The sequence below is a fragment of the Modestobacter sp. DSM 44400 genome (assembly GCF_900107175.1).
Lineage (GTDB): Bacteria > Actinomycetota > Actinomycetes > Mycobacteriales > Geodermatophilaceae > Modestobacter.
Genome location: NZ_FNOZ01000012.1, coordinates 48,216 through 67,619, shown reverse-complemented (window position 1 = coordinate 67,619; position 19,404 = coordinate 48,216). Strand labels below are relative to the sequence as shown.

The 19,404-nt window shown below is 73.0% G+C and carries 15 protein-coding genes; 6 read left to right on the top strand and 9 right to left on the bottom strand.

Annotation, left to right across the window (positions count from 1 at the left end; genetic code table 11):
* Positions 1-33 precede the first annotated feature (33 nt).
* On the bottom strand, positions 34-2,598 hold the full coding sequence (locus BLW04_RS10110; RefSeq protein WP_091539650.1) for an ATP-dependent Clp protease ATP-binding subunit: 2,565 nt from the start codon (positions 2,596-2,598) through the stop codon (positions 34-36).
* Between the two features lie 172 nt (positions 2,599-2,770).
* Between BLW04_RS10110 and BLW04_RS10105 the strand changes: the two genes are divergently transcribed.
* On the top strand, positions 2,771-3,700 hold the full coding sequence (locus BLW04_RS10105; RefSeq protein WP_091539646.1) for a COX15/CtaA family protein: 930 nt from the start codon (positions 2,771-2,773) through the stop codon (positions 3,698-3,700).
* 326 nt (positions 3,701-4,026) lie between these two features.
* Here the strand turns inward: BLW04_RS10105 and BLW04_RS10100 are convergent, their stop codons facing one another.
* Positions 4,027-4,959: a heme o synthase gene (locus BLW04_RS10100; RefSeq protein ID WP_091539643.1), complete on the bottom strand. Its 933-nt coding sequence runs from the start codon at positions 4,957-4,959 to the stop codon at positions 4,027-4,029.
* Between the two features lie 330 nt (positions 4,960-5,289).
* Here BLW04_RS10100 and tkt point away from each other — a divergent pair, with 330 nt between their 5' ends.
* The 5 genes from tkt (at position 5,290) to pgl (ending at position 12,376) form a co-directional block, all read left to right on the top strand.
* Complete coding sequence (gene tkt / locus BLW04_RS10095) at positions 5,290-7,515, top strand: transketolase (RefSeq protein ID WP_091539639.1); 2,226 nt, start codon at positions 5,290-5,292, stop codon at positions 7,513-7,515.
* Positions 7,516-7,604: 89 nt separating this feature from the next.
* On the top strand, positions 7,605-8,711 hold the full coding sequence (tal, locus tag BLW04_RS10090; RefSeq protein WP_091539635.1) for a transaldolase: 1,107 nt from the start codon (positions 7,605-7,607) through the stop codon (positions 8,709-8,711).
* A gap of 105 nt (positions 8,712-8,816) precedes the next feature.
* Positions 8,817-10,334, top strand: a complete 1,518-nt coding sequence (gene zwf, locus BLW04_RS10085; RefSeq protein WP_091539630.1) for a glucose-6-phosphate dehydrogenase — start codon at positions 8,817-8,819, stop codon at positions 10,332-10,334.
* A gap of 120 nt (positions 10,335-10,454) precedes the next feature.
* Entirely contained in the window at positions 10,455-11,597 is a 1,143-nt protein-coding gene (locus BLW04_RS10080) for a glucose-6-phosphate dehydrogenase assembly protein OpcA (RefSeq protein ID WP_091539626.1), read from the top strand.
* On the top strand, positions 11,594-12,376 hold the full coding sequence (gene pgl, locus BLW04_RS10075) for a 6-phosphogluconolactonase (RefSeq protein WP_217630966.1): 783 nt from the start codon (positions 11,594-11,596) through the stop codon (positions 12,374-12,376). The genes BLW04_RS10080 and pgl overlap by 4 nt, the downstream gene beginning before the upstream one ends.
* A 66-nt stretch (positions 12,377-12,442) precedes the next feature.
* Here the strand turns inward: pgl and BLW04_RS10070 are convergent, their stop codons facing one another.
* The 7 genes from BLW04_RS10070 to whiA all read right to left on the bottom strand — a co-directional run bounded on the left by BLW04_RS10070 (position 12,443) and on the right by whiA (position 19,320).
* The gene (locus BLW04_RS10070) at positions 12,443-12,784 is read right to left on the bottom strand and encodes an RNA polymerase-binding protein RbpA (RefSeq protein ID WP_091539776.1); all 342 of its coding nucleotides are present in this window, start codon (positions 12,782-12,784) and stop codon (positions 12,443-12,445) included.
* 152 nt (positions 12,785-12,936) lie between these two features.
* Positions 12,937-13,167 carry a preprotein translocase subunit SecG gene (gene secG, locus BLW04_RS10065; RefSeq protein ID WP_091539622.1) on the bottom strand — a complete coding sequence of 77 codons (231 nt, stop codon included), beginning with the start codon at positions 13,165-13,167 and terminating at the stop codon, positions 12,937-12,939.
* A 251-nt stretch (positions 13,168-13,418) separates the two neighbouring features.
* Entirely contained in the window at positions 13,419-15,173 is a 1,755-nt protein-coding gene (locus BLW04_RS10060) for an ABC transporter substrate-binding protein (protein ID WP_254781241.1), read from the bottom strand.
* 38 nt (positions 15,174-15,211) lie between these two features.
* Entirely contained in the window at positions 15,212-16,027 is an 816-nt protein-coding gene (tpiA, locus tag BLW04_RS10055; RefSeq protein WP_091539618.1) for a triose-phosphate isomerase, read from the bottom strand.
* A gap of 11 nt (positions 16,028-16,038) precedes the next feature.
* Positions 16,039-17,238, bottom strand: coding sequence for a phosphoglycerate kinase (gene pgk, locus BLW04_RS10050; protein ID WP_091539769.1), 1,200 nt, complete (start codon positions 17,236-17,238; stop codon positions 16,039-16,041).
* Between the two features lie 8 nt (positions 17,239-17,246).
* On the bottom strand, positions 17,247-18,251 hold the full coding sequence (gap, locus tag BLW04_RS10045; RefSeq protein WP_091539615.1) for a type I glyceraldehyde-3-phosphate dehydrogenase: 1,005 nt from the start codon (positions 18,249-18,251) through the stop codon (positions 17,247-17,249).
* 88 nt (positions 18,252-18,339) lie between these two features.
* Positions 18,340-19,320: a DNA-binding protein WhiA gene (whiA, locus tag BLW04_RS10040; RefSeq protein WP_091539611.1), complete on the bottom strand. Its 981-nt coding sequence runs from the start codon at positions 19,318-19,320 to the stop codon at positions 18,340-18,342.
* Positions 19,321-19,404 lie beyond the last annotated feature (84 nt).

Genomic DNA, 19,404 nt, shown 5'->3' with positions numbered 1-19,404 from the left:
GGTCGCCCTTACTGCGGACTCCCGAGGCCGGCGTCACACGTCCGCGGGCTCGGGGACCGCCGCGACGGTGTTCGGGTCGGCGTCCGCGACGTCGAACCGCAGGGCTCCGTCGGCGACGCTGACCGTGGCCCGCTGGCCGGCGTGCAGCCCGCTGCTGAGCACCAGCCGGGACAACGGGTTGTCCACCTCGCGCTGGATCGCCCGGCGCAGCGGACGGGCACCGAAGGCCGGCTCGTGGCCCCGCTCGGCCAGCCAGGCCACCGCCTCGGGGCTGAAGTCCAGGGTGATGTCCTGGGCGGCCAGCCGGCGGCGGGTGTCGTCCAGCAGCAGGTCGGTGATCCTCGTCAGCTGCTCGGGCTCCAACTGGCGGAAGACGACGATCTCGTCGATCCGGTTGAGGAACTCCGGCCGGAACGCCTCGCGCAGCCGGCGCATCACCGCGTCGCGCAGGTCTCCGGTGGCGTTGCCGTTGGCGGTGAAGCCGAGCGGGCCCCGGGCGGCGTTGACGATCGCCTCCGACCCCAGGTTGCTGGTCATGACCACCACGGTGTTGGCGAAGGAGACCGTGCGGCCCTGAGAGTCGGTGAGCCGGCCGTCGTCCAGCAGCTGCAGCAGCGTGTTAAGGACGTCCGGGTGGGCCTTCTCGATCTCGTCGAGCAGCACCACGGAGTACGGGTTGCGCCGTACCGCCTCGGTCAGCTGCCCGGCGTCCTCGTAGCCGACGTATCCGGGGGGCGAGCCGACCAGCCGGCTGACCGTGTGCCGCTCCTGGAACTCGCTCATGTCCAGTCGCACCATCCGGTCGGAGTCGCCGAACAGCGCCTCGGCCAGTGCCCGGGCCAGCTCGGTCTTGCCGACGCCGGTTGGTCCGAGGAACAGGAAGCTGCCGATCGGCCGGTCCGGGTCACCGAGTCCGGCCCGCGAGCGGCGGATCGCCTCGGAGACGACCTCGACCGCCTCCTCCTGGCCGACGACCCGGGCGTGCAGCACGTCCTCCAGCCGCAGCAGCCGGTCGCGCTCCTCCTCGGTCAGCTGGGCGACCGGGATGCCGGTGGACCGGGAGACCACCTCGGCGATCTCCGTCGTCCCCACCTCGGGGATGCCCGCGTTCCCCCCGGACCGGGCCTGCTCCAGCGAGGCCTGGGCGGTCGTGAGCTCGTCGCGCAGCGTCGAGGCACGCTCGTACTGCTCGGCGGCGACGGCCTGGTCCTTCTCCCGCTGCAGCCGATCGACCTCCTGCTCCAGCGACCGGAGGTCGGTCGTGGGCGTCTTGACCCGCAGCCGCACCCGGGCACCGGCCTGGTCGATCAGGTCGATCGCCTTGTCCGGGAGGTGCCGGTCGGCGATGTAGCGGTCGGACAGCTCCGCCGCCGCGACCAGGGCCTCGTCGGTGAACCGCACCTGGTGGTGCGCCTCGTAGCGGTCGCGCAGCCCGCGCAGGATCTCGATGGTGTCCAGCACGCTGGGCTCGGGCACCAGGATGGGCTGGAAGCGCCGTTCCAGCGCCGGGTCCTTCTCGATGGTGGTGCGGTACTCGTCGAGCGTGGTGGCCCCGATGACGTGCAGCTCGCCGCGGGCCAGCGCCGGCTTGAGCATGTTGCCCGCCCCTGCCGAGCCCTCCGAGCCACCGGCGTTGACCACGGTGTGCAGCTCGTCGATGAACACGAGCACCGAGTCGCTGTGCTCGCGGATCTCGTCGATGACCTTCTTCAGGCGCTCCTCGAAGTCGCCGCGGTAGCGGGTGCCGGCGACCAGGCCGGTGAGGTCCAGCTCGACCAGCCGCCGTCCGCGCAGCTGCTCGGGGACGTCTCCGGCCACGATCTGCGCGGCGATGCCCTCGACGATCGCGGTCTTGCCGACGCCGGCCTCGCCGATGAGCACCGGGTTGTTCTTGTTGCGCCGGGACAGCACCTCGATGGTCTGCTCGATCTCCTGCGCGCGGCCGATGACCGGGTCGATCTTGCCGTCGCGGGCGAGCTGGGTCAGGTCGCGGCCGAACTCGTCGAGGGTCGGCGTGGGCGACGGGGGCTGGCCGCCGGCCGGCCCGCCGCCGCCCGGAGCCGCCCCGCGGGGCGCGGGGCCACCGGCCGCGGCGCGCTGCAGCGCCTCGGGGGTCACCCGGGCACCGTGCAATGCCCGGCCGGCCCCGGACTCCGGGTTGAGGGAGAGGGCGAACAGCAGGTGCTCGGGGCCGATGTAGGTGGAGCCACTGGCCCGGGACACCTGGTGGGCGTCCAGCAGCGCACGCTTGGCCGCCGGGGTCAGCGCCGGCGGCTGCCCGGTGGGCGCTCCGCGTCGCAGGCCGCCCTCGAGCTGGGTGCGGAGCTGGTCGGGGTCGGCGCCGGCGCGGGCCAGCAGCGTGCGGGTCGGCTCGTGGCCGGCCAGCGCCCAGAGCAGGTGCTCGCAGTCGAGGTCGGTGCTGCCCCACTCGGTAGCCTGCTGGGCGGCGGAGGCCACCACCTGCTTGGCGTGGTCGCTGAGCAGCTGGGTGATGTCCACCCGCTGCATGCCCCGGCGGGCGCCGGGGCCCAGAAAGGCCTGGAAGAAGTCGTCGAACGGGCTGGCCCCGTAGGGCTCGCCCGGGAATCCGCTGGTCATGGGATGCCGCTCCTCATCTGTTCGGGGGTCCGGTGCTCACCAACCCACCGGGACGCCGCGCACCGGGTCAGCGGCAGTTCGATCCGCCGGGTCTGCGCGTGTCGGGTGGGTCGCCGTCCGGCTGGTTCTCCGCCGGGCCGCGGGGGCACTCGCGGTAAGTAGCATCGGCGGGGTGCCGGTTCTTCCCGGGGTGGTCCGACCCTCCGTCGTCGCGCGCATCGCGCTGCTCAACGTCGTCGCCAACGGCCTGATCGTGGTGACCGGGGGCGCCGTCCGGCTCACCGGGTCGGGCCTGGGTTGCCCCACGTGGCCCCGGTGCACCGACGGCAGCATCACCCCGACGCCGGAGCTCGCCGGCCACGGGCTGATCGAGTTCGGCAACCGGATGCTGACCTTCGCCCTCGTCGGGGTGGCGGTCGCCACGGTGGCGGCGGTGTTCCTGTCCGTGCGCCGTGACCTGCGGCGGCTGGCGGTGCTCAGCCTGCTCGGCATCCCCGCGCAGGCGCTGCTCGGCGGGGTGACGGTGCTCACCGGGCTCAACCCGTGGACCGTGGCCGCGCACTTCCTGCTGTCGATGGTGCTGGTGGCGGTGGCCACGGTGCTGTGGCTGCGCTCCCGCGAGCCGGGGGTGGGGCAGCTGATCGTCCGCCGTCCGCTGGCCGCGCTGGTCACCGGCATCGCCGCGACCGTGGCCGCCGTCGAGGTGCTCGGCACGGTGGTCACCGGCAGCGGTCCGCACAGCGGCGACCCGGGCGCCGGGCGCACGGGCTTCGACCCGCAGCTGGTGAGCCAACTGCACGCCGACCTCGTCTTCCTGCTCGTCGGGCTGACGGTAGCGCTGCTGGTGGCGCTGCACGCCACGGACTCCCCCGGCCGCGCCCGCCGCGCCGCCCGCGACCTGCTGGTCGTGGAGCTGGCCCAGGGCGTCATCGGTTACGTGCAGTACTTCACGCACCTGCCCGCGCTGCTGGTGCTGGCACACATGGCCGGCGCGGTGCTGATCACCGTGTACGCGGCCCGGCTGGTGTGGGCGACGCGCGGCCCCGCCTCCGAGCTGCCGGTCGACGCCGCGGCTCCGGTCTCCTCCGCCGCCAGCCGCTGATCTCCCGGGGCGGCCCGTCCCCGGTGATCGCCGGCGCCCTGGTGCGAGCGTTGTCCCCCGAGGCGCCATTCCGCCCACCGGAGTGGCGGCAGCGGGACAACGTCTCCGCTTCATGATCGCCGGGCTCGCGGCCGTGTCGCCGTCCTCGCGCTGTAGCCCGAGCCCGGCCACCTCGCGGTGAGGTCGGCGATCAGTTCCACCCGGATCCGCGCTGTCGTCGCCTCCCGGCGCCCGGCCCACCGCGCGCCCCGTCCTCGCGCTGCATGAGGGACGGCCACCGCGAGGGGCGATCCTCCGGGGTCCCGCTCGGGGTCGGCTCCAACGCCTCAGACGAGGACGTCGACCACGATCGCCAGCGACAGCGCCGCCATGTAGTAGATCGAGACGTGGAACAGCTGCATCGGCCTGGTCTCGGCCTCGTGGCGAATCCGGCCCAGCAGCTTGTGGGCCTCCAGGGCGAACCAGCCCCCGAGCAGGACTGCGGCGACGGTGTAGATCCAGCCGATGCCGTGGTCGGCGGCCACCGGCCACAGCAGCAGCGAGACCGCCACGGTCGCCCAGGCCCAGGCCACGGACTGCCGGCCGACGCTGCGGGCGCTGGTGACCACCGGCAGCATCGGCACGTCGGCCCGCGCGTAGTCGTCGCGGAACCGCATCGCCAGCGCCCAGAAGTGCGGCATCTGCCAGCAGAAGACGACGCCGAAGAAGACGACGGCCGGCCAGGCCAGCGAGCCGGTCACCGCGGCCCACCCGATGAGCACCGGCGCGGCACCGGGGACGCCTCCGAATTCGGTGCTGCGCCGGGTGCGCCGCTTGAACACCATCGTGTAGAGCACGGCGTAGTAGAAGATCGCCGCGGCGGCCAGCGCGGCCGCCAGCGGCGTCGTGGTCAGCGCCAGCAGTGTGATCGACACGACGGTCAGCACGATGCCGAAGACCAGCGCCGCGCGCGGGGTGAGCGCCCCGGTCGGCAACGGCCGGTTCTCGGTGCGGTGCATCAGCTGATCGATGTCGCGGTCCACGTAGCAGTTGAAGACGTTGGCCGCGCCGGCGGCGAGCGTGCCGCCGACCAGGGTGGCCACGACCAGCCCCGTCGAGGGCCAGCCGCCGGCCGCCAGCAGCATCGTCGGCAACGTGGTGACCAGCAGCAGCTCGATGATCCGCGGCTTGGTCAGCGCGACGTAGGCCCGCACGGTGGACAGCGTCCGCTCCCGAACGGCACGAGCCCGGACGAAGGGACGCTCGACGATCGCCGTCACCGGGGGCCCGGGAGCGCGAGAACGCGCGGGCAGCGGGGCACCACGGGGTCCTTCTCTGCCGGGGATGGATTGCCGGCCCACTGTAGCCCGGCGCCCTCCCCCGCCCCCGTCCGGGAATGGCCGGGCATCACTAGGGTTGATCACGTTGATGCTGCGCGCGCAGCGGGTAGGGCCGACGTCGACGACGACGGTGCGCCCCTCGCTCGCCCGGCCCCGCCCGACCCCCGGGCGACCGAGACGCGCACCGTCGTCCCGCCCGGGGTGGGTGGTCCACCGCGCCCCCGGGCGGGTTCGGCACCGACCGACCCCCGAGGGAGCACCGATCGCCACATGACCACTGACAGTGGGACCCAGAGCACTGCGTCCGAGGCGCCCGCCGAGGCCGCCAGCGACACGCCCACCGGCTCGCCGCGCCAGCCGCACCCGACGCTGCCTGAGGGCTTCGGCGACCTGGACCGTACGGCCATCGACACCGCCCGCGTGCTGGCGATGGACGCCGTCCAGAAGGTAGGCAACGGCCACCCGGGCACCGCGATGAGCATGGCCCCGGTCGCCTACCTGCTGTTCCAGAAGTGGCTCCGGCACGATCCCAGCGACCCGAAGTGGATCGCCCGTGACCGGTTCGTGCTGTCCATGGGGCACTCGAGCCTGACCCTCTACGTGCAGCTCTACCTGGCCGGCTACGGCCTGGAGCTGGCCGACCTGGAGGCGCTGCGGACGTGGGGCTCGCTGACCCCCGGGCACCCGGAGGTCAACCACACCCCCGGCGTGGAGACCACGACCGGCCCGCTGGGCCAGGGCGTCGGCAACGCGGTCGGGATGGCCATGGCGGCCCGTCGTGAGCACGGCCTGCTCGACCCGGAGGCCGGCGAGGGCGAGAGCCTGTTCGACCACACCGTCTGGTGCTTCGCCTCCGACGGCGACATGGAGGAGGGGATCAGCGGCGAGGCCGCGTCCCTCGCCGGCACCCAGCAGCTGGGCAACCTGGTGCTGGTCTACGACGACAACCAGATCTCCATCGAGGACGACACGGACGTCGCCTTCACCGAGGACGTCGGCGCCCGCTTCGCCGCCTACGGCTGGCACGTGCAGCACGTGGACGACGGGGAGGACCTCGCCACCCTGGACGGCGCGTTCGCCGCCGCCAAGACCGAGACCAGCCGCCCCTCGATCATCGTGCTGCGGACCATCATCGGGTGGCCGGCGCCGAACAAGCAGAACACCGGTGCCGCGCACGGCTCGGCGCTGGGCGACGACGAGGTGAAGGCCACCAAGGAAATCCTGGGCTTCGACCCGGAGAAGTCTTTCGACGTGGCGCCCGATGTCATCGCGCACACCCGGGAGGTGGTCCAGCGGGGCCGGGCCGACCACGCTGCCTGGACCGAGCGCTTCACCGCCTGGGAAGAGTCCAACCCCCAGCAGGCCGCTCTGCTGGAGCGGATGAAGGTGCGCGAGCTGCCCACCGGCTGGGCCGACGCGCTGCCCAGCTTCCCGGCCGACGCCAAGGGCGTGGCCACCCGCAAGGCGTCCGGTGAGGTGCTCGCGGCGATCTACCCGGAGCTCCCCGAGCTGTGGGGCGGGTCGGCCGACCTGGCGGAGAGCAACAACACCGCGGTCAAGGGCGAACCGTCGTTCCTGCCGGCCAGCCAGCAGACCAAGATGTGGTCCGGTGGGCCCTTCGGCCGCACGCTGCACTTCGGCGTCCGGGAGCACGCGATGGGCGCGATCATGAACGGCATCGCGCTGCACGGCGGCACCCGCGTCTACGGCGGCACCTTCCTCATCTTCTCCGACTACATGCGGGGCGCCGTCCGGCTGGCCGCCCTCATGCAGCTGCCGGTGACCTACGTGTGGACCCACGACTCCATCGGCCTCGGCGAGGACGGCCCGACCCACCAGCCGATCGAGCACTTCGCCGCACTGCGGGCCATGCCTGGCCTGGACTTCGTCCGCCCGGCCGACGCCAACGAAACGGTCGTCGCCTGGCGCACCATTCTGGAGAACAACGACCGGCCGGCCGGCCTCGCGCTGTCCCGGCAGAACCTGCCCACTTTCGACCGCTCGGTCATGGGCTCGGCCGAGGGCGTCGCCCGCGGCGGGTACGTCCTCGCCGAGGCCTCCACCGGGACTCCCGAGGTCATCCTCATGGGCACCGGCTCGGAGGTGCAGATCGCTGTCGCCGCCCGCGAGCGGCTGGAGGCCGACGGTGTCCCGACCCGCGTGGTCTCCCTGCCGTGCTGGGAGTGGTTCACCGAGCAGGACGAGGCATACCGCAACGAGGTCCTGCCGCCCACCGTGCGCGCCCGGGTGAGCGTCGAGGCCGGCGTGCCGATGGGCTGGCGCGACTTCGTCGGCGACGCCGGGCGGATCGTCGGCCTCAACCACTTCGGTGCCAGCGCTTCCTACTCGAAGCTCTACGAGGAGTTCGGCCTCACCGACGAGGCCGTGGTCTCCGCCGCCCGGGAGAGCCTCCAGGCCGCCTCCTCGGCCCCCGCTGCACCGTCGGGCGCGGGCGTGTCCCGCGGCGGGCTGGACAGCCCGACCGGCGACCGATGAGAAAGGACCCCGCTGTCCCCCACCACTCGCAAGCTCGCGGCGGGCCCCTACAGCGGAGCCACCGTCCCCCACTCACAGAAGGGCACGACATGACCCAGAACGAGAACCTGGCACAGCTGTCGAAGGCCGGGGTCGCCGTCTGGCTCGACGACCTGTCCCGCGACCGCATCCGCAGCGGCAACCTGCAGTCGCTGGTCGATGAGCGCAGCGTCGTCGGGGTCACCACCAACCCGTCGATCTTCGCCGCGGCGATCAGCGGGTCGGAGTCCTACGACGACCAGCTGCACGCCATGGCCGTCCGCAGGGTGAGTGTCGAGGAGGCGCTGCGGACCATCACCGCGGCCGACGTCCGCGACGCCTGCGACCTGCTGGCCCCCGTCGCCGCCCGCACCGGGCGGGACGGTCGGGTGTCGCTGGAGGTGGCCCCCGGCCTGGCCAACGACACCGACGCCACCGCCGCCGAGGCCGCGCACCTGTGGTGGCTGGTCGACCGGCCGAACCTGTTCATCAAGATCCCGGCCACCGTCGAGGGGCTGCCCGCGATCACCAGTTCGATCGCGGCGGGCATCAGCGTCAACGTCACGCTTATCTTCAGCCTCGAGCGCTACCGCGCGGTCATAGACGCCTACATCGCAGGCCTCGAGCAGCGGCAGGCCGAGGACCCGGCGGCCTCCTTCGAGGGCATCGAGTCCGTGGCGTCGTTCTTCGTGTCCCGGGTGGACACCGAGATCGACAAGCGCCTGGATGCCGCCGGGGCCGACCCCTCGCTCCAGGGCAAGGCCGGCGTCGCCAACGCCCAGCTGGCGTACCAGGCCTACGAGGAGGAGTTCTCCTCCGACCGCTGGAAGGCGCTGGAGGCGAACGGCGCCAAGCCGCAGCGCCCGCTGTGGGCGTCGACCGGGGTCAAGAACCCGGAGTACTCCGACACCCTCTACATCTCCGAGCTCACGGCGCCGGACACGGTGAACACGATGCCGGAGAAGACGATGCAGGCCTACGCCGACCACGGGCGGGCCGGCACCCCGGTGCAGTCCACCTACGCGGATGCCGAGAAGGTCCTGCAGTCGGTCAGCGACGCCGGTGTCGACCTGGACGACGTCTTCCGCGTCCTCGAGGAGGAGGGCGTGCAGAAGTTCGTCGACGCCTGGGACGAGCTGACCGGCTCGGTCAAGGAGCAGCTCGAGGACAAGAAGTGACGGCATCCCCGGCTGCCGACTGAGCCACGCCTCGCACGACCGCCCGCCGTCCGGTTCGCCGTCCGGACGGCGGGCTCCCCTGCCAACCCCCGAAGGACGGAATCGATGCCCACCAACCCGCTGCGTGACCCGCGGGACCGGCGGCTCCCGCGCGTACCGGAACCGTGCGCCCTGGTCGTCTTCGGAATCACCGGGGACCTGGCCCGCAAGAAGCTGCTGCCGGCCGTCTACGACCTCGCCAACCGGGGCCTGCTGCCGACCAACTTCGCGATGCTGGGTTTCGCCCGCCGCGACTGGGGCGACGTGGAGTTCGCCGAGCTGGCCCGCTCCGCCGCCCGCGAGCACGCCCGTACCCCGTGGCGCGAGGAGGTCTGGGAGCGGCTGGCCACCAGCGTCAGCTTCATCCAGGGCTCCTTCGACGACGACAACGCCTTCGACGAGCTGGCCAGCAACCTCGCCGAGCTGGAGGGCGGCCACGGCATCGGCGGCAACGCCGCCTTCTACCTGTCGATCCCGCCGGCCATGTTCCCGACCGTGCTCAAGCAGATGCAGCGCACCGGGATGGCCGAGAGCACCCCGGACCGTTGGCGCCGGGTGGTCGTGGAAAAGCCGTTCGGTACCGACCTGGTCTCCAGCCGCGAGCTGAACGAGCTGGTCGACTCGGTCTTCACCGCCGACGACGTCTTCCGGATCGACCACTACCTGGGCAAAGAGACGGTCCAGAACCTGCTGGCGCTGCGGTTCGCCAACACGCTGTTCGAGCCCATCTGGAACGGCCACCACGTCGACTCGGTGCAGATCACCATGGCCGAGGACGTCGGCATCGGCGGGCGCGCCGGATTCTACGAGAAGACCGGCGCCGCGCGCGACGTGCTGCAGAACCACCTGCTGCAGCTGCTGGCGCTCACCGCGATGGAGGAGCCGGTCGAGTTCTCCGCCGAGGAGATCCGCACCGAGAAGCTCAAGGTGCTGCGCGCGGTCTCGATCCCCGCGGACATGAAGACCTTCGCCGTCCGGGGGCAGTACCAGCAGGGCTGGCTGGCCGGCCAGCGCGCCAAGGGATACCGGCAGGAGAAGGGCGTCAGCCTCGACTCCACCACCGAGACCTACGCGGCCGTCCGGCTGGGCGTGGAGACCCGCCGCTGGGCCGGCGTGCCGTTCTACCTGCGCACCGGCAAGCGGCTCCCCCGCCGGGTCACCGAGATCGCGCTGTCCTTCCGCCGCGCCCCGCACCTGCCCTTCGCCGAGACCGACACCGAGGAGCTGGGACACAACCAGCTGGTGGTCCGGGTGCAGCCCGACGAGGGCGTGACGCTGAAGTTCGGGTCGAAGGTGCCCGGCAGTGTCATGGAGGTGCGCGACGTGGCCATGGACTTCCTCTACGGCGAGCAGTTCACCGAGGCCAGCCCCGAGGCCTACGAGCGGCTGCTGCTCGACGTGCTCCTCGGCGACGCAACGCTGTTCCCGCGCAACGCCGAGGTGGAGGCCTCCTGGGCGGTCATCGATCCGTTGGAGGAGTACTGGGCCACCACCGAGCCGTATCCGTACCGTGCGGGCGAGTGGGGACCCCGTGCGGCCGAGGACATGCTCGCCGCCGAGGGCCGCGCATGGCGCCGGCCGTGACCCGGCCCGCCGCCCGGCCCGCCAACCTCAGGAAGGCTCGCTCGTGACCGAGCTTGCGAGGTCGCGCGAGAACAGAGCACCGTCGGGCACGGGTCCGACGAGCGCAAGCGAGGAGGACACGTGACCACGCTGTGGGACACCACCGGTTCTGCGGTGGTCAAGGAGCTCGCCGCCCAGCGGCACACCGGCGGCGCGGTGATGAGCGGGGTGGCGCTGACCCTGGTCGTCGTCGTCGACGAGGCCCGGGTCGCCGAGGCCGAGGAGGCCGCCACCGCGGCCGCCGAGGTCCACCCCTGTCGCCTGCTGATCGTCGTCCGCCGGCACATCGAGGCGCCGGACCCCCGGCTGGACGCCGAGGTCCTCGTCGGTGGCCGGTTGGGCCCCGGCGAGGCCGTGGTGATGCGGATGTACGGCCGGCTCGGGCTGCACGCCGAGTCCGTCGTCCTGCCGCTGCTCGCCGCCGACGCGCCGGTGGTGACCTGGTGGCACGGTGCGCCGCTGGACCGGATCTCCACCGACGCCCTGGGCGTCATCGCCGACCGGCGGATCACCGACTCCTCGATGGCCGGGGACCCCGTCCACGCGCTGCACGTTCGGGCCACCGACTACGCCCCCGGCGACACCGACCTGGCGTGGACCCGCAGCACCCCGTGGCGGGCGACGCTGGCCTCGACGCTGGACTCGGTCTCCGGCCGCCGCGGCGAGGCCGTGCGGGTGCTGGGCGGCCAGGTCGAGGGGGACACGGCCAACGCCACCGCCACGCTCGTCGCCGGCTGGCTGTCCTCCCGGTGCGGGTGCCCGATCGAGGTGGTGCCGAGCAACCGCGTCCCGGACGAGGCCGGCATCGACAGCATCCAGCTGCGGCTGGACCAGGACGAGGAGGTCCGACTGCACGACGACCGCAAGGGCGGCGCTGTGATCACCCAGCCCTACCGGCCGGACGCCGTGGTGGCCCTCCCCGACCGCACCCTCGGCGAGCTGGTCGGCGAGGAGCTGCGGCGGCTGGACCCCGACGAGCCCTACAGCGAGGCGCTGGAGGCAGTCACCGGCACGTCGGGTCTGTCGCAGCGAACGGCGTGCCGCGACCACATCTGGCACGACCCGATGGCGCCGGAGACCCAGCCGGACGAGCCGGACACGCCGGCGCCCACCGTGCCGGCCGACTCCGAGGACGACGACGAGGTGGCCTTGAACGGCGAGCACGACGTCGACCTGGCCGGGGACCCGTCCGCGCCGCCGGCGGAGCAGGCGGTGACCCGGTGACCTCGGGCGCCGACGAGCAGATCCCGGACGTGGTGATCGAGCCGGACGCCGAGCAGCTGGCCCGCTCGGTCGCCGCCGCGCTGGTCGCTCGGCTGGCTGCCGCCCAGGCCGTGCACGGGACGGCGTCGGTGGTGCTGACCGGTGGCGGCATCGGCACCGCAGTGCTGCAGCGGGTGGCCGAGCTGGCCGCCGAGCCGGAGCACGCGGTGGTCGACTGGTCCGGGGTGGACGTCTGGTGGGGCGACGAGCGGTTCGTGCCCGTCGACGACCCGGAGCGCAACGAGCTCGGCGCGAAGGAGGCCCTGCTCGACCGGGTCGTCACGGACCCGGAGCGGGTGCACCCCATGCCCTCGTCCGACGCCGGGTTCGACGAACCGGAGGACGCCGCGGCCTGGTACGCCGAGGAGCTGGCCGCCGCAGCCGGGGACGGGGGCCCGCTCCCCCGCTTCGACGTCCTGCTGCTGGGCATGGGCCCGGAGGGGCACGTTGCCTCGATCTTCCCGGAGTCACCGGCGGCGCGCGACGAGCGGCCGGTGGTCGCCGTCCGGAACTGCCCCAAGCCGCCGCCGACCCGGGTCAGTCTCGGCTTCCCGGCGATCACCTCCGCCGAGGAGGTATGGCTGCTGGTCAGCGGCGAGGGCAAGGCGGATGCGGTCGCGCGGGCGCTGTCCGGCGCCGAGCCGATGCGGGTGCCGGCGGCCGGTGCCCGCGGCGTGCGGGCCACCCGCTGGCTGCTCGACGCCGCGGCGGCCAGCAAGCTGCCCGTGTCGGACGCCTGAACCCGCGCTCCGGCCCCCTCCATGGCGTCCTCGAGCGTGCGAGGGGACCCAGGAGGGGGCCTTTCTCTAGGCGCCCCGGCGGGCCCGCAGCTTGGTCAGGGCCTCTTCGAGCAGGGCGTCCCCGTCCTCGTCACTCCGCCGTTCCCGCACGTAGGCCAGATGCGTCTTGTACGGCTCCGAGCGCGGCGCCGGCGGTGGGTTCTGCTGGTCGGTGCCGGCCGGCAGGCCACACCTCGGGCAGTCCCACGTCTCCGGCATCTCGATCTCCATGGCGAACGCGATGCGGGACTCGTGCCCGTTCGCACACCAGAAGTCCACCCGCCGACGGGGTGCTGACTCGCCGCGCTCGGCCTCGCCAATCGGACCCGCGCCGACCCGGCTTCCCCGGATCGCGTTCCCACCAGACACGATCACTCCCCCTGATGGCCGCGTAGCTGCGGCTGCGTCCTGCGGTGCCGGAGTTGATCACCGCCCCGGCAGTCTAGGGCCTTTCAGCCCGGTCACAGGTCACGACGCGGACACCCTACGTACAGAAACGCGAGGGAGGGACGTACTGGTCCTCAGGCCTTGATCAGGATGCCCAGACCGATGATGCAGACGGCCCAGACCAGCCCGGCGAACACGGTCAGCCGGTTGAGGTTCTTCTCCACCACCGAGGAGCCGGACAGCTGGGAGGACACCGCGCCGCCGAACATCGACGACAGACCGCCGCCCTTCCCGCGGTGCAGCAGGATCAGCACGATGAGCAGCACGCTGGTCAGCACCAGCAGCACGTTGAGGACGAGCTCCATTGTCAGTCTCCTGTCCCGTGGACCACGGGGTGTGGGTTCCGCACCCGGACGGTCGGGGGCTCTCGACGCTCCAGCCTAACCGACGCGGCTCAGTCGACTCCGTCACCCGTCAGCTTCCGCGCCCCGGTCCGCTCCTCGCTCGCTGCGCGCCCGGGTCGCCTCCGCGGTCGCTCCGCTCCTCGCTCGCTGGCGCTCGCTGCGATGCTCACTCCCTGTCGGCTCCGTCGCTCGCTGCGATGCTCCCGAGGCTGTCAGCTGACCCCAGCGGTGGCGACGTCGTAGCCACCGTAGGGCTGCATGACCACGCCGTTGCGCAGCCGTTGCCCGGCCAGCAGCTGCACCCGGTTCTCGGCCAGCGGCACGTAGGCGGAGGTCGCCGACACGGCGGTGAGCACCTGTCGCCACGCTTCGCTCGCGGCAGGGGGGTCCGGAGCGGCCCGCGCGGCGTCGACGGCGGCGTCGACCGCGGGGTCGGCCAGCCGGGCGTAGTTGGTGTTGCCGACGTCCCGCACGGAGCGGCCGTCGACGAGCGGTACCAGGAACGAGGCAGCGGTCGGGAAGTCCGCCGTCCAGGTGGCCAGCACGATGCCGTAGCCCTGGCCGGTCACGTTGGCCGGCTTACCGACGTCGGCGGCGTAGTAGGTGGTGGGGTCCAGCGGGCGCACCTCGGCCTGGATGCCCACCTGGGCCAGGTCGTCGGCGATGGACCGGGCCACCTTGACGATGCTGGGCGCGTCGGCGACGGCGAGCACGGTGCTGAAGCCGTCGGGCTTGCCGCATCTGGTCAGGGCGGCGCGGGCGGCGTCCAGGTCCGGCGCCACGTCGGGGTCCTGGGGGGCGCCCGTGAGGGCACGCGGCCACAGCTGGGAGGAGCGGACGGCGCTCCCGGCGCCGCCGAGCACGTCCTGGACGGCGGCGCGGTCCACGACGGCGGCCACCGCCGCCCTGCAGTCGACGTTGTCCATCGGCGCCACGGTGGTCGGCAGGGCCAGCAGCCGCACCGCGCCGGTGGTCACGTCGTCGATCCGGCCGGCGATGCCGGTGTCGGCCATCCGGCTGGTGGTCGCCGGCTGCACGCCGGTGCCGGAGAGGTCGGCATCGGCCGAGCCGGCCAGCAGCGCCTGGTCGCGGGCGACCCCCGACAGCCCCGGGTGCAGCACGACCCGGTCGGGCAGGGCACTGCGGACGTCGTCGGTCGCGGGGTCCCACTGCGGATTGCGGTCCAACACGATCCCGGCCTCGGGGTCGACCGAGGTGATCGCATAGGGACCGGAGGAGACCGGGTCGCTGCCGTAGCCCGCGCCGGTGTCCGCGTCGGAGGGCACCGGGCTGGAGGAGGGCAGCGCCATCACGAACGGGAAGTCCGGCGTGGCGGTGGTCAGGGTGAACACGATCGTCCGGTCGTCCGGCGTGGCCACCGAGGCCAGCCCGAGGCGGCCGTCGGTCTCGTCCTGGTAGGGGCCGGCGTACTGGTCGGCCGGGTCGTCGAGCAGGTCCACGACGTAGGTGGGGCCCCCGACGATCACGTCGGAGGCGAAGGACCGCTCGATGCCGTACTTGACGTCGCGGGAGGTGATCGGCGCCCCGGTCTCGAACCGGACGCCGTCGCGGAGGGTGAAGGTCCAGGTCCGACCACCGTCGGGTGAGGTGCCGAGGTCGGTGGCGAGGTCGGGCACCAGCTCGTCGGTGTGGCCGGGCTCGGCTGCGTAGGTGACCAGCGTGCGGGTGTAGAGCCGCATCAGGTTCCACATGCCCGAGACGTAGGAGCGCTGCGGGTCCAGGCTGTCGACGGGCCCGGAGACCAGGCGCAGCGTCCCGCCAGGCTCGGTGGACGGGGAGCGAACGCCGGTGACGCCGGCGTCGGGCTTCCCCGCCTGGGTGGGGACCCCGGCGGCCCCGCTGTTGCCGCTGCCGCAGGCGGTGAGCAGGGCGAGCAGCACGAGGAGCGCTGCCGCCGGCCGCACCCGGGACGGGTACGGCCGGCGTGCGGTGGCGCGGTGTTCCAACAGGGTGCTGCTCCGCCCCGGTCAGGGCCGGCGGCAGCTCAGCTGCCGTCGGCGGCGGTCCGACAGATGGACGCGAACTCGTCGGCGTCCAGGCTGGCGCCTCCGACGAGAGCGCCGTCGACGTCCGGCCCGGCGAGGATGCCGGCGGTGTTGCCGGCCTTGACCGACCCGCCATAGAGGATACGGACGATCGAGCCCGTCTCCGGCCCGAAACGCTCGGCGAGCCGTGCCCGCAACGCACCGCAGACCTCTTGCGCATCAGCCGGCGTCGCGACCTCCCCGGTGCCGATGGCCCAGACCGGTTCGTAGGCGACGACGAGCTCCTGCAGCTGTTCGGCGGACAGCCCGACCAGGGCGGCTTCCAGCTGGGCGTTGCAGTGCTCGACGTGCCCGCCGGCCTGCCGGACGTCGAGCCCCTCCCCCACACAGAGAATCGGGACCAGCCCGTGCCGCAGGGCGGCCTGCACCTTGGCCGCGACCACCGCGTCGTCCTCACCGTGCAGCGCGCGCCGCTCGGAGTGGCCGACCACCACGTAGCGGCAGGCCAGCGCGGACAGCATCGCCCCGCTGACCTCGCCGGTGTAGGCACCGGAGTCGTGGGCGGACAGGTCCTGGGCGCCGTAGCCGATCTCCAGCTTGTCGCCGTTGACCAGCGTCTGCACGCTGCGCAGTGCGGTGAACGGCGGCAGGACGACGACCTCGGCGGCGTCGAGCTGGGCCTCGGTGAGGGAGAAGACGAGCTTCTGCACCAGACCGATGGCCTCCAGGTGCGTCAGGTGCATCTTCCAGTTGCCGGCGATCAGCGGCCGGCGCCCCACCCGGGGCGCCTTGGCGGTCTTCGACGTGCGTGCCATCCCAGCCGCCCTCAGTCCGCCAGCACCGCGAGGCCCGGGAGCTCCCGGCCCTCCAGGTGCTCCAGGGACGCGCCGCCACCGGTGCTGATGTGGCCGTAGGCGTCCTCGTCCAGGCCGAGCTGCCGGACGGCGGCCGCGGAGTCGCCGCCACCGACCACGGACAGCCCGTCGACCGCCGCCACCGCGAGGGCCACGCCCCGGGTGCCCGCGGTGAACGGGGCGAGCTCGAAGACGCCCATCGGGCCGTTCCAGAACACCGTGTGGGCCCCGGCGAGCACCTCACTGAACAGCTCGACGGTGCGCGGCCCGACGTCCAGGCCCTTGAGCGACTCGGGGATGGCCTCGACCATCGCCACGGTGACCTGCACATCGGCGACGAGCGCCTCGGCACAGACGACGTCGACGGGCAGCACGATCCGGTCGCCGGCCTCGTCGAGCAGCCGGCGACAGGTCTCCACCTGGTCGGCCTCCAGCAGCGAGCCGCCGACGCCGTGGCCCTGCGCGGCCAGGAAGGTGAAGCACATCCCGCCGCCGACCAGCAGCCGGTCGACCTTGGGCAGCAGGGCCTCGATGACGGCCAGCTTGTCGCTGACCTTGGAGCCGCCGAGGACGACGACGAAGGGCCGTTCCGGGTCCTGGGTCAGCCGGTCGAGCACCTCCAGCTCGCGGGTCACCAGCCGGCCGGCCGCGTGCGGCAGCCGGGTGGCGACGTCGTAGACCGACGCCTGCCGGCGGTGCACTGCGCCGAAGGCGTCGTCGACGTAGAGGTCGGCGAGGGCCGCCAGCCGGTCGGCCAGCGCCCCCCGCGCCTCGTCGTCCTTGCTGGTCTCCGCCGGCTCGAACCGGACGTTCTCCAGCATCAGGACGCCGCCGTCGGTCAGCGCACCGGCCTTGGCCTGCGCGTCGGGGCCGGCGACGTCGGCGGCCAGTGGAACCGGCGCCCCGAGCAGCTCGGCGAGCCGGGCCGCGACCGGGGCCAGGGAGTACCGCGGGTCCGGGGCGCCCTTCGGGCGGCCCAGGTGCGAGGCCACGAGCACCCGTGCGCCGGCCTCCCGCAGCGCCTGCAGCGTGGGGAGGCTGGCCCGGATCCGGCCGTCGTCGGTGATGATCGGCGTGCCGGTGCTGTCGTCGAGCGGGACGTTCAGGTCCGCCCGCAGGAGCACCCGCCGACCGGCGACGCCCTCGGCGATGAGCTCGTCGACGGTGCGCATCTGACGCATCAGAGCTTCGAGCCCACCAGGACGACCGAGTCGACCAGCCGATTGGAGTAGCCCCACTCGTTGTCGTACCAGCCGACGACCTTGACCTGGTTGCCGAAGACCTTGGTCAAGCCGGAGTCGAAGATGCACGACGCCGGGTCGGTGACGATGTCGGAGGAGACGATCGGCGCGTCGGTGTAGACCAGGTACGGCGCCAGCGGCCCCGCAGCGGCGGCCTGGTAGGCGGCGTTGACCTCCTCGACGGTGACGTCCCGGGAGACGGTCACGGTGAGGTCGGTGGCCGAACCGGTCGGCACCGGGACGCGCAGCGCGTAGCCGTCGAGCTTGCCCTTGAGCTCGGGCAGGACCAGGCCGATGGCCTTGGCCGCGCCGGTGCTGGTCGGGACGATGTTGATCGCGGCCGCGCGGGCCCGGCGCAGGTCCTTGTGCGGGCCGTCCTGCAGGTTCTGGTCGGCGGTGTAGGCGTGGATGGTGGTCATCAGGCCACGCTCGATGCCGAAGGAGTCGTTGAGCACCTTGGCCAGCGGGGCCAGGCAGTTGGTGGTGCAGGAAGCGTTGCTGATGATCGTCTGCGAGCCGTCGTACTGCTCGTGGTTGACGCCCATGACGATCGTCAGGTCGTCACCGGTGGCCGGCGCGGAGATGACGACCTTCTTGGCGCCGCCGGCGTCGACGTGCTTGCGCGCGTCGTCGGCCTTGGTGAAGAAGCCGGTGGACTCCACGACGACGTCCACGCCCAGATCGCCCCAGGGCAGGTTGGCCGGGTCGCGCTCGGCGAGCACCTTGAAGGTGGCGCCGCCGACCTTGATGCCGTCACCGACGACCGACACGTCCTCGGGGAGCTTGCCCAGGATGCTGTCGTACTTCAGCAGGTGGGCGAGCGTCTCCGGGGTGGTCAGGTCGTTGACCGCCACGATCTCGATGTCAGCGCCGCTGGCCGCCGCTGCCCGGTAGAAGTTCCGCCCGATCCGCCCGAAACCATTGATGCCGACCCGTACCGTCACAGCTGACCTCCAGAAGCCCAGTGCACACCGGCGGCCGCGCGTGCGCGCGGCCACATGTCGGTGCGAGCCTAACGGCCGCGCTCGGGCCCTACTGCGCCAGCATGTCGTCGGTGACGACGGACTCCGTGTCCGGGATCCCGAGGTCCTTCGCCCTCTTGTCGGCCATCGCGAGCAGCCGCCGGATCCGGCCCGCGACGGCGTCTTTGGTCATCGCCGGGTCCGCGCGCTGGCCGAGTTCCTCCAGCGAGGCCTGACCGAACTCCAGGCGCAGGCGCCCGGCGACCAGCAGGTGCTCGGGCGCCTCGTCGGCCAGGATCTCCAGCGCCCGCTCGACGCGGGCACTGGCGGCCACCGCGGCCCGCGCGGAGCGGCGCAGGTTGGCGTCGTCGAAGTTGGCCAGTCGGTTGGCCGTGGCCCGCACCTCGCGGCGCATCCGCCGCTCCTCCCAGGCCAGCACCGCGTCGTAGGCGCCCATCCGGGTCAGCAGCGCGCTGATCGCGTCGCCGTCCCGGACGACGACCCGGTCGGTGCCACGGACCTCGCGGGCCTTGGCTGCGATGCCCAGCCGGCGCGCGGCGCCGACGAGCGCCATCGCCGCCTCCGGGCCGGGGCAGGTGATCTCCAGCGAGGAGGAGCGGCCGGGCTCGGTGAGCGACCCGTGGGCGAGGAACGCGCCGCGCCAGGCCGCCTCGGCGTCGCCGATGCCACCGGAGACGACCGCCGGAGGCAGGCCGCGGACCGGCCGGCCGCGCTGGTCGACCAGGCCGGTCTGCCGGGCCAGGCCCTCACCGTGCTTGGCGATCCGGACCAGGTAGCGGACGCCACGGCGGATGTTGCCGCCGGCCAGCACGCTCACCCCGCTGGTGTAGCCGTAGACCTCGCTGATGTCGCGGCGCAACCGTCGCGCCACCGAGCCGGTGTCGAGCTCTGCCTCGATCACCACCCGGCCCCCCACGATGTGCAGGCCGCCGGAGAAGCGCAGCAGCGCCGTCACCTCGGCCTTGCGCTCGGAGGTCTTGGTGCACTCCACCCGGGAGAGCTCGTCCTTGACCATCGCCGTCATCGCCATGTCATCCACCCCCAGAACCGCCCGGGGCGACCGCCCGGCGAGCTGTGTGTCCTACCCATGAGCGGCCTTCCCCCTGTGTGCTGG

Excerpts from the sequence above, each read along its gene's own strand:
- tal (WP_091539635.1), top strand. The coding sequence starts at position 7,605 with ATGACCCAGAACGAGAACCTGGCACAGCTGTCGAAGGCCGGGGTCGCC.
- zwf (WP_091539630.1), top strand. The coding sequence starts at position 8,817 with ATGCCCACCAACCCGCTGCGTGACCCGCGGGACCGGCGGCTCCCGCGC.
- whiA (WP_091539611.1), bottom strand. The coding sequence starts at position 19,320 with ATGGCGATGACGGCGATGGTCAAGGACGAGCTCTCCCGGGTGGAGTGC.
- tkt (WP_091539639.1), top strand. The coding sequence starts at position 5,290 with ATGACCACTGACAGTGGGACCCAGAGCACTGCGTCCGAGGCGCCCGCC.
- pgk (WP_091539769.1), bottom strand. The coding sequence starts at position 17,238 with ATGCGCACCGTCGACGAGCTCATCGCCGAGGGCGTCGCCGGTCGGCGG.
- tpiA (WP_091539618.1), bottom strand. The coding sequence starts at position 16,027 with ATGGCACGCACGTCGAAGACCGCCAAGGCGCCCCGGGTGGGGCGCCGG.
- BLW04_RS10110 (WP_091539650.1), bottom strand. The coding sequence starts at position 2,598 with ATGACCAGCGGATTCCCGGGCGAGCCCTACGGGGCCAGCCCGTTCGAC.
- secG (WP_091539622.1), bottom strand. The coding sequence starts at position 13,167 with ATGGAGCTCGTCCTCAACGTGCTGCTGGTGCTGACCAGCGTGCTGCTC.